The organism is Klebsiella sp. PL-2018 (assembly GCF_019048985.1).
Taxonomy (GTDB): Bacteria; Pseudomonadota; Gammaproteobacteria; order Enterobacterales; family Enterobacteriaceae; genus Klebsiella; species Klebsiella michiganensis.
Window position 1 is genome coordinate 4,809,251 of sequence record NZ_CP077673.1, and the last position, 14,761, is coordinate 4,824,011.

16 protein-coding genes are annotated in these 14,761 nt (G+C 52.3%); 13 read left to right on the forward strand and 3 right to left on the reverse strand.

Going from position 1 to position 14,761, the window contains the following annotated elements; translation table 11 throughout:
* Positions 1-193: 193 nt before the first annotated feature.
* Positions 194-1,174 carry an IS110 family RNA-guided transposase gene (locus MKleb_RS22545; protein ID WP_108703487.1) on the forward strand — a complete coding sequence of 327 codons (981 nt, stop codon included), beginning with the start codon at positions 194-196 and terminating at the stop codon, positions 1,172-1,174.
* Positions 1,175-1,489: 315 nt separating this feature from the next.
* Here MKleb_RS22545 and MKleb_RS22550 read toward each other — a convergent pair whose 3' ends face one another.
* Positions 1,490-1,951, reverse strand: coding sequence for an Lrp/AsnC family transcriptional regulator (locus tag MKleb_RS22550; RefSeq protein WP_014226704.1), 462 nt, complete (start codon positions 1,949-1,951; stop codon positions 1,490-1,492).
* Positions 1,952-2,100: 149 nt separating this feature from the next.
* Between MKleb_RS22550 and MKleb_RS22555 the strand changes: the two genes are divergently transcribed.
* From MKleb_RS22555 to MKleb_RS22600, 10 genes are all read left to right on the forward strand, one after another.
* Entirely contained in the window at positions 2,101-2,712 is a 612-nt protein-coding gene (locus MKleb_RS22555; RefSeq protein ID WP_025106051.1) for a LysE family translocator, read from the forward strand.
* A 985-nt stretch (positions 2,713-3,697) separates the two neighbouring features.
* Positions 3,698-4,300: a tyrosine-type DNA invertase gene (locus MKleb_RS22560; protein WP_025106050.1), complete on the forward strand. Its 603-nt coding sequence runs from the start codon at positions 3,698-3,700 to the stop codon at positions 4,298-4,300.
* A 568-nt stretch (positions 4,301-4,868) separates the two neighbouring features.
* Positions 4,869-5,459 carry a tyrosine-type DNA invertase gene (locus MKleb_RS22565; protein ID WP_025106049.1) on the forward strand — a complete coding sequence of 197 codons (591 nt, stop codon included), beginning with the start codon at positions 4,869-4,871 and terminating at the stop codon, positions 5,457-5,459.
* Positions 5,460-5,957: 498 nt separating this feature from the next.
* Positions 5,958-6,506 carry a type 1 fimbrial major subunit FimA gene (gene fimA, locus MKleb_RS22570; RefSeq protein ID WP_025106048.1) on the forward strand — a complete coding sequence of 183 codons (549 nt, stop codon included), beginning with the start codon at positions 5,958-5,960 and terminating at the stop codon, positions 6,504-6,506.
* Positions 6,507-6,577: 71 nt separating this feature from the next.
* A complete protein-coding gene (locus tag MKleb_RS22575) occupies positions 6,578-7,117 on the forward strand; it encodes a type 1 fimbrial minor subunit FimI (protein WP_025106047.1) in 540 nt (179 codons plus the stop codon).
* A gap of 73 nt (positions 7,118-7,190) precedes the next feature.
* Positions 7,191-7,877 carry a fimbria/pilus periplasmic chaperone gene (locus tag MKleb_RS22580; protein ID WP_029946879.1) on the forward strand — a complete coding sequence of 229 codons (687 nt, stop codon included), beginning with the start codon at positions 7,191-7,193 and terminating at the stop codon, positions 7,875-7,877.
* Between the two features lie 73 nt (positions 7,878-7,950).
* Positions 7,951-10,581 carry a fimbrial biogenesis usher protein gene (locus MKleb_RS22585; protein ID WP_025106045.1) on the forward strand — a complete coding sequence of 877 codons (2,631 nt, stop codon included), beginning with the start codon at positions 7,951-7,953 and terminating at the stop codon, positions 10,579-10,581.
* Positions 10,582-10,590: 9 nt separating this feature from the next.
* On the forward strand, positions 10,591-11,121 hold the full coding sequence (locus tag MKleb_RS22590) for a type 1 fimbrial adaptor subunit FimF (RefSeq protein WP_086074241.1): 531 nt from the start codon (positions 10,591-10,593) through the stop codon (positions 11,119-11,121).
* A gap of 12 nt (positions 11,122-11,133) precedes the next feature.
* Complete coding sequence (locus tag MKleb_RS22595; RefSeq protein WP_025106043.1) at positions 11,134-11,637, forward strand: type 1 fimbrial minor subunit FimG; 504 nt, start codon at positions 11,134-11,136, stop codon at positions 11,635-11,637.
* A gap of 17 nt (positions 11,638-11,654) precedes the next feature.
* On the forward strand, positions 11,655-12,557 hold the full coding sequence (locus MKleb_RS22600) for a fimbrial protein (RefSeq protein ID WP_217076198.1): 903 nt from the start codon (positions 11,655-11,657) through the stop codon (positions 12,555-12,557).
* 104 nt (positions 12,558-12,661) lie between these two features.
* Here MKleb_RS22600 and MKleb_RS22605 read toward each other — a convergent pair whose 3' ends face one another.
* Positions 12,662-12,934: a GNAT family N-acetyltransferase gene (locus MKleb_RS22605; RefSeq protein WP_014226706.1), complete on the reverse strand. Its 273-nt coding sequence runs from the start codon at positions 12,932-12,934 to the stop codon at positions 12,662-12,664.
* A gap of 11 nt (positions 12,935-12,945) precedes the next feature.
* Positions 12,946-13,176, reverse strand: a complete 231-nt coding sequence (gene yjdI, locus MKleb_RS22610; protein ID WP_004134525.1) for a 4Fe-4S mono-cluster protein YjdI — start codon at positions 13,174-13,176, stop codon at positions 12,946-12,948.
* 269 nt (positions 13,177-13,445) lie between these two features.
* Here yjdI and MKleb_RS22615 point away from each other — a divergent pair, with 269 nt between their 5' ends.
* Positions 13,446-13,718: a YtcA family lipoprotein gene (locus tag MKleb_RS22615; RefSeq protein WP_014226707.1), complete on the forward strand. Its 273-nt coding sequence runs from the start codon at positions 13,446-13,448 to the stop codon at positions 13,716-13,718.
* Between the two features lie 6 nt (positions 13,719-13,724).
* Positions 13,725-14,753 (forward strand): multidrug transporter subunit MdtN, encoded by a 1,029-nt coding sequence (mdtN, locus tag MKleb_RS22620; RefSeq protein WP_014226708.1) that lies wholly within the window; start codon positions 13,725-13,727, stop codon positions 14,751-14,753.
* Positions 14,754-14,761: the final 8 nt, after the last annotated feature.

A 14,761-nucleotide genomic window follows, 5' to 3' on the forward strand; every position in this document is an offset into this window, starting at 1 on the left:
GTATGATTACTCCGTCAGAAAGAACCGGCCAGTTCTCTCTGATGGCGGTCCGGATGCCGTGTCCGGGCTTAGGCTTTCGCGCCTGTTCCGTAGATCCTTTGCACCGGACCGCCGTTCTTTCTCATGTGATAAACCGGACAGTATCATGGACCGGCTTTCACCGGTAACCCGTATTTGCAAGGTTGGTTTCACTATGGAAAATGAACTCCACTTCATCGGTATTGATGTCGCCAAAGCTAAACTGGATGTCGATATTCTTCGCCCTGATGGCCGGCATCGCTGTAAAAAATTTGACAATACCCTCTCCGGACACGAAGCGCTGGTCCGCTGGCTTCGCGGCCATGACGTGAACCGTGCCCATGTCTGCATGGAGTCCACCAGCACCTACATGGAAGACGCGGCCGCGCATCTGAGTGATGCCGGGTATACCGTGTCCATCATCAACCCCGCCCTCAGTAAAGCTTTCGCACAGAGTGAGGGGTTGCGCAGTAAAACTGACAAAGTGGACGCCCGTATGCTGGCTCACTTCTGCCGGGAAAAACGCCCGTCAGCCTGGGAGGCCCCTCATCCGACAGAGCGGGCACTGAAAGCCCTGGTGTTAAGGCATCAGGCGCTGACAGAGATGCAGACGCAGGAGAAAAACCGGCGGGAAACCGCGCCGGAGGTTCAGCTGGCCAGCATTGACATCCTGCTGGGATGTCTGAGCGCGGAGCTGGCGCGTATCGAAAAACAGATAAAAGACCTGACGGATAACGACCCGGATATGAAACGACGGCGGAAGCTGCTGAACAGTATCCCGGGCATCGGGGAGAAAACAGCGGCTGTTCTGCTGGCGTATACGGGCCTGAGGCTGAAGTTCGGTACAGCGCGGCAGTTCGCGGCGTATGCAGGACTGACGCCGGTGCAGCATGAGTCGGGCAGCAGCGTGATGCGGGCGAGCCGGATGAGCAAAGCGGGGCCGGTTCAACTGCGCAAGGCGTTATACATGCCAGCGTTATCGGCGCTGTACCATACGGCGTGGGGAAAAGCGTTCAGGAAAAGGCTGGAAGAGAGCGGAAAGGGGGCAAAAGTCATCATAGGGGCGATGATGCGAAAGCTGGCGCAGGTGGCTTATGGAGTACTGAAGTCAGGAAAGGCGTTCGATGCCTCACAGCATGAGCTGTTGATAGCGTAACAACGTTCCCTGAGAAAAAACGACAGCACCAGAGAGTGCTGTCGTTGGTGTGCCTGTCATCCGGGAGCCGGAGAAAGTATCGGCAACTAAAAATGGTTGCAGGCGTTCACAGTATCTACCGGCCCGCAGACGGCGGTGAACCCGTAGCCCCGGTAAGGCGTTAGCCGCGACCGGGGAGCAGAGCGCAGAGTAGCTGAATTTCCCGGAGGCGATGCTGCGCATCTGTCCGGGCTACCGGCCCGCGGACGGCTGTTAACCTGTAGCCCGGGCAGGCGCTTTGCGCCGCCCCCGGGAGCAGCGCGCAGAGTAGCATAATCACCCCTTACCGAGCGGAAACGGGCGATCCTGCACAACCGTTTTCATCACCAGCGTCGACCGCAGGTGCTGCACGCCGGGCATTGCCGAGAGTTTGTCATCATACAGTTTCTGGAACGCCGGGAGATCGCGGGTTACCACGTGCATCAGGTAGTCCGGATCGCCAAACAGGCGCTGCGCCAGCACGATTTGCGGTATCTCTTCCACCGCCTCCTCAAACGCGCTTACCGCTTTCTTATCGCCCTCTTTTAGCGTCGCGAAGACGATCGCCAAAAAGTTAAAGCCCATTTTGGCCGGATCCAGATTAGCCCGATAGCCGGTAATCACGCCTTCTTGCTCCAGCGTCCGCAGCCGTCGATGACAGGGCGAAAGGCTGAGATTCACCCGCTCGGCCAGCTCGGTTATCGACAGCCGTCCGTCAGCCTGTAGCTCAGCAAGAATTTTTCGATCGATGCTATCCATTTGGAAGATTTTCCCTCAGAAGAACGCCTTAAAGCATAACATTGAAAGCTCATTGCGCAATAAACTCGATATTCTTTCCCTCAAATAACCGCCGCTTAACGAGGGAAAATGATGAGAAATTGCCGTCAGCACGCAGAGGTGAGCCGTCCATGGAAATGAGCTTTATCGCCAGCTTTTGGCTGGTCTCCTTTCTGCTGATCATTACGCCGGGCGCTGACTGGGCCTATACCATCAGCGCGGGGATCAACGGACGGCGCGTGATACCCGCCGTCGCCGGACTCATGTCTGGCCACCTGCTGGCCACGCTGATCGTCATCGCCGGAATCGGCGTGTTAATCGCCAATCATCCGCTGGCACTATCGACGCTCACGCTGCTGGGCGCAGGCTATCTGATGTGGTTGGGGATCGCTATTTTACGCCATCCGCCGATGCCTGATACCCAGCAGCACAGCGCGGGCAGCTGGAATCGCTGGGCGATTAAGGGATTATGCATTAGCGGCCTGAATCCAAAAGTCTTTCTTCTGTTTCTGGCCCTCCTGCCGCAGTTTACCGACCCCCAGGGAAGCTGGTCGGTCACGCAGCAAATGCTGATACTCAGCAGTTTACATCTGTTAACCTGCACACTGGTTTACCTGGTCGTTGGATACTGTTCACGCGCTATTTTAACAACCCGCCCTCATGTGGCGTATTTAATTAGTATGCTATCCGGCTCTATTATGATTCTGACCGCCTCCATCCTGATTTACGGAGAGTTGACTTAACCAAATAGCCAGAGTGTGAGATCAGATCTCACACTCTGTGTTATTCGTTGTTGTGCCGAAGCTAAAGCTTATATGTGAATATGCATATGCCAATCTTTGATTATGTACAGCTATTTGATACATGTAACATCTCTACTATCCTTCTCATCCATTACGTAGTTATACGTAATTCCCCCTCTCTCTTAAATGTTGAAATTGGTTTACTTCAGTCAGCTTTTTTAGTTTTGTTTAACATGTGTTGTAGTTTCTCTTTAGTAAAAAAGATATATTATCTTCGCACTGAGTTGGTTCCAGGAAAACCCTCACATCAAACAATTTAACTTATTGATTTTTCAACAATTAATAAATCAAAAAGCAAGCCAACGGCATTTTTGGGATTGAGACTCAAATACATGCCAGCATCATAAAAATGGATATAAACAAACAGCACACCATAACAAATGATACAATTCACCTCGCAAATTGAATACAACAAATAAATCATGAGAAGCATGTGAAGTAGCATAATAAAAGAATATCTATTGTACGTAACTCAAGCGGCTACAACTCTTTTATGCCACCAACTCTTACGCTTACTGGCTGGACTTCAATTTCCGTTCCGAGACATAAATCAGGCCCATTATATACTTATCCGAAATAGTATTGATTTCACACGCAGAAAAAAATCAATCTAAACATTCATGTTCAAGAAATAAAATGGAGTAATAATATATACCCTAAATAATTCGAATTACTGAACAAAGCGAATAAACGTTTTGAAAAGCGCTTAGGCTGGCCCAACGGGGTGAAGCTGAAAGGCGAGTCCCCGGGAGTTACTGGAGTCAGTAACGGGGGTGAGCGAAAGCCCGTAAGGGCAAGGTCATCATGGATGATGACGAGTCACTCAGAAGCCAATGCGCAAGCAAGTGGAAGTATGACCGGTATCCATTAGTTAAATGGCTGTTAGCTGGATGCTAGCCCCATATCGCGTAATAAAAGGGACATTATGAAGAGCAATACAGGCAATACGAAAAGGAATTTCTTAACGCAAAACGAAATTGAGGCACTGTTAGCCGCAGCGAACACAGGAGCTCACGCCACACGTAACTACTGTTTGACGTTGTTGTGCTTTATTCACGGGCTACGCGCCAGTGAGATCTGCCGTCTGCGGGTCTCAGATATCGATCTTCAGTCAAAATGTATCTACGTCCACCGGCTGAAAAGAGGATTCTCGACCTCCCACCCATTAATTAATAAAGAAATTCAGGCATTAAAAAGCTGGCTGACTGTTCGGGAAACCTATCCGCAGGCAGACAGCGAATGGTTATTTTTGTCACGTAAAGGAAATCCTTTATCGCGGCAGCAGTTTTATCATGTTATCTCAGTCGCAGGTGGCAATGCCGGCCTGCCAATTGAAATCCATCCGCATATGCTTCGCCACTCATGTGGTTTTGCTCTGGCCAACATGGGCATTGATACCCGTCTGATTCAGGACTATCTCGGACATCGAAATATTCGCCATACCGTCTGGTATACCGCCAGCAATGCCGGTCGTTTCTATGGTATCTGGGATAGCGCCCGCGATAAAAAAAGGCGAGTTATTTTATAACCCTTCTCTTCGACGCCGATTACGGCGTCGAAATCCTTCCGTACGCAGCGAATACATCTTTAGCGTCAACACATACCCACTCGTTACTATTAAAATCAAAACAGTCACACACATAACTACATTGCAAAATAATTATGACTTTCCGCACTGATTTACTGTAATGCAAAATATTTAAGTAAGATATTTCTCAAGCCAATCAGATTTAATTATTTTTCCTTTAATTTTAATAACCTGATAGCAGGGGGACTGCGCGTCTCTTGTGATATCAAATAAAAATCGATAAACATTATGGGTGACAAATTTGTCAGCTTGAACTTATCACAGCTTCAGTAACCCGTATTTATATACCCTAAATAAATCGCGTTGCAGGACAACACGGTTAACCGTTTTGCACAGCGCTTGCGCTGGCCGCGTAAGGAGGAGGCCGAGTATTGCCAACGCACAAGCAACTGGAAGTATGACGGGTATATGCGCAGATAATTTTCGGCTTTATTGCGGTGCGTCTGACGCATGCTGATGATTTGTCCCGCGACATCCGCCCACATGCATATATCAGGAGTGATACATTATGAATCGACGTCGTTTTCTTACAGCTAAAGAAGTTCAGGCAATGATGTTAGCTGTACGTCATGGCCCTACCGGCGAACGCGATTATTGCCTTATCTTGCTAGCGTTTCGCCATGGTATGCGCATCAGTGAACTTCTTGATTTGCATTATCGGGATTTTGATCTCAATGAAGGACGCATCAATATCCGTCGGCTGAAGAACGGCTTCTCCACGGTGCATCCCTTGCGTTTTGATGAACGTGACGCGCTTGAATGCTGGAGCCAGATTCGCGCCAGTTGGTATAGGGCAGATAAAAGCGATGCGGTGTTCATCTCGCGCCGCGGCACCCGACTTTCCCGTCAACAGGCTTACCGCATCATTAAAAGCGCAGGTATCGCTGCCGGCACCGCTACGCCTACCCATCCGCATATGTTACGCCATGCCTGTGGTTACGAACTGGCAGAGAGAGGAGCGGATACCCGCCTGATACAGGATTATCTCGGTCATCGTAACATTCGCCACACAGTACGATATACCGCCAGTAACGCTGCTCGATTCGCTGGATTATGGGAGAGAAAAAACTTATTAGCTGAAAATTTATACAATCAATAATTTATGGCTAATTTATTGATTTTTTTCTTTTTTTTGAAAAACGAATGGGTCAATTAGGACCAAACTGTCCGTATGATAAAAAAGTTTTGAAACATTCTGCAACTCAAATATGATCTTTTTTGGCAAAATAAATATAACCACCTGATTTATAAATAAATTACCCTCCACCATTTATGGTATTCCTCCTCCTGTTTCAGCATATTCACTTTTCCATCGACTCTCATCATCAGCTTGTTTGTTTTCCTTTCCCACCTCACCACATACGATAAAGAACCAAGAAAACAACAAAAAACAGATTAAAAACCCGCTTAAAAAAATGAAAAGCGATAAAACAAGACATTTATTTCAATGAGTCAAAATGGTCCTAACTGTTACATCAGTCAGGTAAAAACTTTGAAGAACCGGCAGTCGGACCATCGGCTAAAAATGGAGTGCCTGGAAGGCATAACGACTGCCAACAACGGTTCGTAATATCGATAATGTTTAAAGGAAAACAACATGAAAATCAAAACACTGGCTATCGTTGCTCTGTCAGCTCTTTCCCTGAGTTCTACCGTTGCTCTGGCCGCAACCACCACCGTAAACGGCGGCACCGTGCATTTTAAAGGGGAAGTGGTCAACGCAGCCTGTGCGGTAGATGCCGGTTCTCTCGATCAAACCGTTATGTTAGGTCAGGTGCGTTCAGCAAAACTGGCTACCGCTGGCAGCACCAGCTCTTCCGTTGGTTTCAATATCCAGCTGGATGAATGTGACACCACCGTTGCAACTAAAGCGTCTGTTGCGTTCTCTGGTACTGCGGTTAATAACACCAATACAAACGTACTGGCACTGCAGAACTCCGCTGCGGGCAGCGCAACCAACGTTGGCGTACAGATCCTCGACAGCACCGGTACCCCGCTGGCACTGGATGGCGCAACCTTCAGCAAGGCGTCTACCCTGAACGACGGCACTAACGTCATTCCGTTCCAGGCTCGCTACTACGCAACCGGTGCAGCCACTGCCGGTATCGCTAACGCTGACGCGACCTTTAAAGTCCAGTACGAATAATCCATTTGTTGGCAAGGAAGCAATTCGGGCCAGGATGGCCCGTTTTTCACTAAACAACTGGAGCGATCACGATGCATAAAATGAGATTAGGTTTGTTCATTTTTCTGCTACCGCCACTCGCCCTGGCGGGTAATCGGTGGAACGTCACTTTACCCGGTGGAAATATGCGTTTTCAGGGAGAAATTATCGCTGAATCCTGCCGGGTAGAAGCCGGGGATAGGCAGATGATCGTCAATATGGGACAGATCTCCAGTAACCGATTTCACTCAGCCGGCGAGGATACCTCCCCTGTGTCTTTCGATATTCATCTGCAGGACTGTAATACCACCGTTAGCCGGCATGTTGGCGTAGCGTTCAGAGGGGTCGCAGACGGTAAGAATCCAGACGTACTTTCGATTGGTGAAGGACCGGGGATTGCTACAGGTATAGGTATCGCGCTATTCGACAAAGATAACAGCCTCATACCGCTCAATCACCCTCCCAGAAGGTGGATGCAAATTTATTCCGGGCCTACCACTCTCCATTTCGTTGCAAAGTATCGGGCCACAGGAAAACAGGTGACTGGAGGCGTCGCAAATGCGCAGGCCTCATTTTCTTTAACCTATCAATAACTGGCCTGCCAACCTACCGAAAAGGGAAATAACGGTGAATACACAAGGAATATATGTGAAAAATAAGCTGAAAATGACACGTGGCCTGCTGGCAGGCATGATGATGACTGTCCTGGCAAGTTTTACTTCCTCCGCTGAAGCGGGCGTGGCTTTAGGGGCAACCCGAGTTATTTATCCAGCTGAACTCAAACAGGTCCAGCTAGCCGTCACTAATAATGACGAGAAAAGCACCTATTTGATTCAGTCATGGATCGAGAATAATGACGGGAGTAAAGATGGTCATTTTGTCATCACCCCACCGTTATTTTCTATGCAGGGGAAAAAAGAAAATACTCTGCGAATTATCGATGCCACTAACAATCAATTACCGCAGGATCGGGAAACGCTTTTCTGGATCAATGTTAAAGCTATTCCTTCAATGGATAAATCAAAGCTTAATGATAATACCCTGCAGTTGGCAATTATCAGCCGTATCAAGCTCTATTATCGCCCGGCAAACCTGGCGCTCTCGCCAGATCAGGCTGCAGAAAAACTAACATTTCGTCGTAATGGAAATGTTCTCACGCTTAGCAATCCAACGCCGTACTACCAGACGGTCACCGAGCTTAATGCTGGAAAACGGGTACTGGAAAATGCGCTGGTGCCGCCTTTAGGAGAGACCTCCGTCAAATTACCGTCCGATTCAGGTAGCGAAATTACCTACCGGACAATTAATGATTATGGCGCGCTGACCCCGAAAATGACGGGTAAAACACAATAACTTAAGGCAATAGTTAACGCTATCGCTTGAAATAAAAAGAACTGACAGCCGGCGATTTTAGACCGGAGGGACTATGTCATATTTGAAATATGGACTTTACCATTTGGGCTCACAATGCATTCGACGCAATAACCTGCGCTCAACACGCATCCTGGCCAGGATTCCCCTTTTTATTTTACTCACCTCACAGGCTTTTTCTGCGCAGGCAGAGTTTTATTTCAATCCACGGTTCCTGTCAGACGATCCTACCGCCGTAGCGGATCTGTCCGGTTTTGAAAATGGACAAGAGATACCGCCGGGAACCTACCGTGTGGATATATATCTCAATGACGGTTATATGACCACCCGCGACGTCACGTTTGATGCCGGAGATAAAGGTAAAGGATTGCTGCCCTGCCTTACCCGCGGGCAGTTGGCCAGCATGGGCCTCAGCACCTCTTCAATCGCAGGGCTGGGGGAACTGCCCGCCGATAGCTGCGTCCCCTTACTTGAGATGATCGAGGATATGACGATCCGTTTCGATGTGGCTCAACAACGTCTTTACCTCACCATTCCTCAGGCATTTATGGGCAACCGCGCCCGCGGTAGCATTCCTCCGGAGCTGTGGGATGATGGTATCAATGCGCTACTGCTGAACTACAACTTCACCGGCAACACCGTGCATAACGACGTCGGCGGTAGCAGCAACTACGCGTACCTGAACCTGCAGAGCGGGCTGAATCTGGGCGCCTGGCGCCTGCGCGACAACACCACCTGGAGCTACAGCAGCGGTTCCGCAAACAACGAAAATCAATGGCAGCACATTAACACCTGGCTGGAGCGAGACGTTACGCCATTACGCTCGCGCCTGACCCTTGGCGACAGCTACACCAACGGCGATATCTTTGACGGCATCAACTTCCGCGGCGTGCAGTTAGCTTCCGACGATAATATGCTGCCGGACAGCCAGAAGGGTTTCGCCCCGGTCATTCACGGGATTGCCCGCGGCACGGCCCAGGTCTCGGTCAAACAGAACGGCTATGAGATCTACCAGAGCACGGTACCGCCCGGCCCGTTTACCATCAACGATCTCTATGCGGCCGGTAATAGCGGCGATCTACAGGTCACCATCAAAGAGGCCGACGGCAGCAGTCAGGTGTTCACCGTCCCTTACTCTTCCGTTCCGGTGCTCCAGCGCGAAGGCTACTCCCGCTATACGGTCACCGCCGGCGAGTACCGCAGCGGCAACAATCAGCAGGAGAAACCTAAATTCTTCCAGGGCACGTTGCTGCAAGGACTCCCGGCGGGCTGGACGCTGTACGGCGGCACCCAGCTGGCGGACCGCTACCACGCCTTTAACCTCGGCGTGGGGAAAAACATGGGGGAGCTGGGGGCGCTGTCGCTGGATGTCACCCAGGCCAATGCCACCCTGCCCGATGACAGCGATCACCAGGGTCAGTCGGTCCGCTTCCTCTATAACAAGTCGCTGACGGATACCGGCACCAATATTCAGCTGGTGGGTTACCGCTACTCCACGCACGGCTACTTCAGCTTCGCCGATACCACCTACAGCCGGATGAGCGGCTACAACGTCGCGACCCAGGACGGGGTGATTGAAGTGAAGCCGACGTTCACCGACTACTACAACCTCGCTTACAACAAGCGCGGCAAAATACAGGCCAGCATCACCCAGCAGCTGGGGCGTACTGCGACTCTTTACCTGAACGGCAGTCATCAGACCTACTGGGGCACCGGCAAGGCCGATCAGCAGCTCCAGGCGGGGCTGAACACCGCCGTCAATGATATCAACTGGACGCTCAGCTACAGCCTGACCAAAAACGCCTGGCAGCAGGGGCGCGACCAGATGCTGGCAGTCAACGTCAATATTCCGTTCAGCCACTGGCTGCGTTCCGACAGCAAATCGGCCTGGCGGCACGCCAGCGCCAGTAGCAGCATGTCAAACGATCTGCATGGTCGGATGAGCACTCTGGCGGGCCTGCACGGCACGCTGCTGGAGGACAACAACCTGAGCTACAGCATGCAGACCGGCTACGCCGGCGGCGGTGAGGGCAACAGCGGCGGCACCGGCTACGCGGCGCTGAACTACCGCGGCGGCTACGGCAACGCCAACGTCGGCTACAGCCGCAGCGACGGTATCAAACAGCTGTACTACGGCCTGAGCGGCGGCGTGCTGGCTCACGCCGACGGCGTCACCCTGAGCCAGCCGATGAACGACACGGTGGTGCTGATCAAAGCCCCCGGCGCAGACAACGTCAAAGTGGAAAACCAGACCGGGGTTCAGACCGACTGGCGCGGCTACGCCGTGCTGCCCTACGCCACCGAATACCGGGAAAACCGGGTGGCGCTGGACACCAACAGCCTGGCCGATAACGTCGACCTGGACGATGCGGTTGTCAGCGTCGTCCCGACCCACGGCGCGATTGCCCGTGCGGAGTTTAAAGCCCACGTCGGGCTCAAGCTGCTGATGTCGCTCATCTATAACGGAAAGCCGGTTCCCTTCGGCGCGCTGGTCACCCCGGCCGGTAGCCAGGGCAGCAGCATCGTCGCCGATAACGGCCAGGTCTATCTAAGCGGGATGCCGCTGGCCGGCAAAGTCCTGGCGAAATGGGGCGAAGGTCCGAACGCCAGCTGCGAGGCTGACTACAGCCTGCCGCCCGAAAGTAAGAACCAGGCATTGAGCCAGCTGTCGGCAGTCTGCCGTTAAGGAGTCATGATGATGAGAATACCTTTTTATCTACTGAGCGCCGCCCTGTCGCTGGTGATTACCAACGCCAGCGCGGCGGATAGCACCATCACCATCAGCGGCTACGTTCGCGATAACGCCTGCGCCGTGGCGGGTGAGTCGAAAGATTTTACCGTCGATCTGATGGATAGCACCGCGAAGCAGCTGTCCAGGGTCGGAGCCACAACGCCTTTGGTGCCGTTTCGCATTGTGCTGTCGCCCTGCGGCAGCGCGGTCACCTCGGTGAAGGTCGGCTTTGTTGGCGTTGCCGACAGCATCAATACCGACCTGTTACAGCTCGATCGCGGCACTTCAGCGGCGGCGGGGATGGGCGTGCAGATCCTTGACGCGCAGCAGACGGCGCTGCCGCTTAATGCCGCGTCGTCTGCAATCCCGTGGACTATTCTGACCCCCAGCCGGACCAACACGCTGAACTTTTACGCCCGGCTGATGACCACCCGGGTGCCGGTCACCGCCGGGCACGTTAGTGCTACCGCGACATTCACGCTCGAATTCCAGTAAACGGAGGCTCTGATGAAATGGATTCATGCCGGGTGGCTTCTGGCAATCACGCTGACCGCATTTTCCCCGGTGCTGCAGGCCACCGACATTACTATTACCGTTAACGGCAAAGTGGTGGCCAAACCCTGTACCGTTTCCACCACTAACGCCAGCGTCGATCTGGGGGAACTCTATACCTTCAGCCTGGTATCAGCAGGTTCCGCGTCGGCCTGGCACAGTACCGAGCTCGATTTAAGCAACTGCCCGGAGGGCACTTCACGGGTGGTAGCCACTTTTAGTGGCACAGCAGACAGCACCGGCTATTACAAAAATCAGGGGACTGCGGGCAATATCCAGCTCGAATTGCAGGATAACAGCGGCACAACGCTTAATAACGGAAAACAGAAGTCGGTTGAGGTTAACGATAGCTCGCAGTCGGTGCGTTTTCCACTGCAAGTCCGCGCTTTATCAATCAACGGCGGCGCCACCCAAGGAACTATTCAGGCTGTGATTAACGTCACCTATACCTACGCCTGAGCCAGGAGAGTGTGTTAATGAAAAATGTCCTTGTTCTTTTTACTACCCTGCTTCTAATAGGCTGGTCGCTGGGTGCCGCGGCATTCACCTGTAAAGTTGTCAATTCAGGGCAAACGCTGCCTGCCGGCTCGGCGAGTGTTTACGTCGCTCTGAATCCTTCTATTGGCGTGGGGCAAAACTTGATTGTCGATTTATCCTCTTCAATAGACTGTAAAAATGACGACTTAAGCAACTCAATTATTGACTACGTTAACCTCACCAGCGGTACTGCATTTGGTGGGGCATTGGCAGCGTGTACCGGTAGCATTTATTGGGATAAAAATAGTTATCCATTACCAATGAATAATGATTCATCAGTGTATTCTATCACCCATAAGGACTATCGCGGGTTGCCGTTGCGCATGTATCTTACGGCAACAGGCACCGCGAGCGGCGTCGTGATTAATGCTGGCGAACTCATAGCGAGACTTAATATGCATAAAGTTGCCAGCGACGGAAACCCCAGGGATTTTACCTGGAATATCTACGCTAATAATAATGTTGTCGTCCCCACTGGCGGTTGCGACGTGTCAACCCGAGATGTCATCGTCACGCTTCCAGACTACCCGGGCACAATGGCTGTCCCCGTCACGATTCACTGCGCACAAAATCAAAACATCGCTTATTACCTGACGGGGACAACGGCGGACACGAGTAATTCCATTTTCCGCAACACTGCTTCCGCCTCACCAGCGCAGGGAATTGGCGTGCAGATGGTTCGCAATGGTACCGTCATCCCTGCCAACCGTAACGTCTCGCTGGGTAAGGTAGGCACCTCATCGGTGAACCTGGGTCTGACCGCTACCTACGCGCGCACCAGCGGCAAGGTGACCGCTGGCAATGTACAATCAATTATTGGGGTAACATTTGTCTATGAGTAATCTCGTAACACGCCGGTTGCCGATGACTTATAATAGAAAGTACCGCAGTACGTGGTGACCAGCTCTCGACTCAAATTGTTGCGCCAGCATGCTGGCGCATTTATTCAGGCGCGAATATCGTCGTACTCGCGAGTATTATCAAATTCATGTTTGGCAAACGGGCATAGCGGAATAATTTTACGCTGCTCGCCGCGCATTTTTTCCACCACTTTCGCCACCAGCTTTTTCCCCACCCCCTGACCTTTCAGGCTGGGGTCGACGTCGGTGTGTTCAATAATGCTGAGGTGCTCGCCCGTGGGTACAAAAACAATTTCCGCCACCTGCTTCCCGTCGGCGTCATTGACGTAAAACTTGTTATGACCTTCAAGTATTTCCATCATTTCCTCGCTTATTTTTGGCGATACTTTAGTGCGCCGCTCGGGCAGGTATCAATAACCTTAACCACCGTGGCCACGTCCACTTCATCCGGGACGATCCACGGTTTGCGTTTCAGGTTGAAAAGCTTCGCGCTACCGCGCACGCAGTTACCCGAGTGCTGACAGATATCGGTGTTAAAGTAGACATCGATTTTCTCGCCGGTATAGGCGCGATAGCCCGCTTCCAGTAGTTCTTTATCCATGACATTGCCTCAGTTCTGACTATTTTTTTAGCTTTGGCTCTAAGCATAGCCCTGCCAACAACCGCTGACTATCGGCGACGGGCGAAATTTATATTCCAGCGGCCTCACGCCATTAATGCAGAATGAATGATTTTCTATGCACTCGTTATCCAAAGAAAATGTTCTGTTTATCGATGAAATACAGACGCTTCGGTTATATCTATCTTTTATTTCCCCGGTAGGGAGATTACACTCATTTCACCTTAACCCGAGCACTCAGGTATTCAGTCTTGAATCGCATTGTAAAGCTGCCGCGCCCTACGCTCTTATTCTTGCTATTTACGCTCTCCGGCTGCTCATTATCCCCGGCGATTCCGGTATTAGGCGCCGCATTCCCGGGCTGGTTTTTCTGCTTAACAGGCGCCGCGCTGTTACTTATTCCCTGCCATATCCTGATTGTGCGTAAAGGATGGCAGTCGCGATTTTCTCCGCTGGTCTTCAGCTATCTGGCGCTGATGTTCCTGTTCGCCACGATTCTGTGGTTCCTGCTCTTCGTAAACTAGATACCTATGACCTCATCCCGCTCAAGCGTTATCCGCAAAAAATGGCCCCTGCTGGCGCTCGTTCTCGCCGCTATCGTGGCGCTGATTCTGGTTATCTGGCAGCTGCAAACCTCGCCGGAAACCAACGATGCCTATGTCTATGCCGACACCATCGACGTGGTGCCGGAAGTGAGCGGGCGGATCGTCGAGATGCCGATTCGCGACAATCAGCGGGTAAAAAAAGGCGACCTGCTGTTCCGCATCGATCCGCGCCCCTACCAGGCGATGCTCGACGATGCAAAAGCCCGCCTGACCACGCTTGATGCGCAGATTATGCTGACTCAGCGCACGATCAAAGCGCAGGAGTACAACGCGCAGTCGGTCAGCGCCGCCGTTGAACGCGCTAAAGCGCTGGTTAAGCAAACCACCTCTTCACGCATTCGCCTTGAGCCGCTGGTACCGCAGGGGTTTGCCTCCCAGGAGGATCTTGATCAGGCGCGAACGGCAGAAAAAGCGGCGCGCGCCGAGCTGGAAGCCACCCTGCTGCAGGCCAAACAGGCTTCCGCCGCCGTGACCGGCGTCGATGCCATGGTGGCGCAGCGGGCGGGCATCCTCGCGCAAATTGCGCTGGCCGAGCTGCACCTCGAATTTACCGAAGTCCGCGCGCCGTTTAACGGCGTGGTGGTGGCGCTGAAAACCACGATCGGCCAGTACGCCTCGGCCCTGAAGCCGGTCTTTACCCTGCTTGATGACGACCACTGGTACGTGGTGGCGAACTTCCGCGAAACCGATTTAAAAAACGTGCGGCCCGGCGTTCCGGCCAGAATCACCGTGATGACCAACCACAGTCGCGCCTTCGAGGGCGTAGTCGACTCGGTCGGCACCGGCGTTCTGCCCGACGGCGGCAGCGTGATTGAAGGCCTGCCGGTGATCCAGAAGAGTATCAACTGGGTCCACGTCTCCCAGCGCTTCCCGGTCAAAATCGCCGTTAAAGACCCCGACCCGAACCTGTTTCGTATGGGCGCCTCCGCCAGCGCCGTTCTGCAGCCGCAATAAGGAGACGG

Excerpts from the sequence above, each read along its gene's own strand:
- MKleb_RS22600 (WP_217076198.1), top strand. The coding sequence starts at position 11,655 with ATGAAAAATGTCCTTGTTCTTTTTACTACCCTGCTTCTAATAGGCTGG.
- MKleb_RS22590 (WP_086074241.1), top strand. The coding sequence starts at position 10,591 with ATGATGAGAATACCTTTTTATCTACTGAGCGCCGCCCTGTCGCTGGTG.
- mdtN (WP_014226708.1), top strand. The coding sequence starts at position 13,725 with ATGACCTCATCCCGCTCAAGCGTTATCCGCAAAAAATGGCCCCTGCTG.
- MKleb_RS22555 (WP_025106051.1), top strand. The coding sequence starts at position 2,101 with ATGGAAATGAGCTTTATCGCCAGCTTTTGGCTGGTCTCCTTTCTGCTG.
- MKleb_RS22595 (WP_025106043.1), top strand. The coding sequence starts at position 11,134 with ATGAAATGGATTCATGCCGGGTGGCTTCTGGCAATCACGCTGACCGCA.
- MKleb_RS22575 (WP_025106047.1), top strand. The coding sequence starts at position 6,578 with ATGCATAAAATGAGATTAGGTTTGTTCATTTTTCTGCTACCGCCACTC.
- MKleb_RS22545 (WP_108703487.1), top strand. The coding sequence starts at position 194 with ATGGAAAATGAACTCCACTTCATCGGTATTGATGTCGCCAAAGCTAAA.
- MKleb_RS22565 (WP_025106049.1), top strand. The coding sequence starts at position 4,869 with ATGAATCGACGTCGTTTTCTTACAGCTAAAGAAGTTCAGGCAATGATG.
- fimA (WP_025106048.1), top strand. The coding sequence starts at position 5,958 with ATGAAAATCAAAACACTGGCTATCGTTGCTCTGTCAGCTCTTTCCCTG.
- MKleb_RS22585 (WP_025106045.1), top strand. The coding sequence starts at position 7,951 with ATGTCATATTTGAAATATGGACTTTACCATTTGGGCTCACAATGCATT.
- MKleb_RS22550 (WP_014226704.1), bottom strand. The coding sequence starts at position 1,951 with ATGGATAGCATCGATCGAAAAATTCTTGCTGAGCTACAGGCTGACGGA.
- MKleb_RS22560 (WP_025106050.1), top strand. The coding sequence starts at position 3,698 with ATGAAGAGCAATACAGGCAATACGAAAAGGAATTTCTTAACGCAAAAC.
- MKleb_RS22580 (WP_029946879.1), top strand. The coding sequence starts at position 7,191 with ATGACACGTGGCCTGCTGGCAGGCATGATGATGACTGTCCTGGCAAGT.
- MKleb_RS22605 (WP_014226706.1), bottom strand. The coding sequence starts at position 12,934 with ATGGAAATACTTGAAGGTCATAACAAGTTTTACGTCAATGACGCCGAC.
- yjdI (WP_004134525.1), bottom strand. The coding sequence starts at position 13,176 with ATGGATAAAGAACTACTGGAAGCGGGCTATCGCGCCTATACCGGCGAG.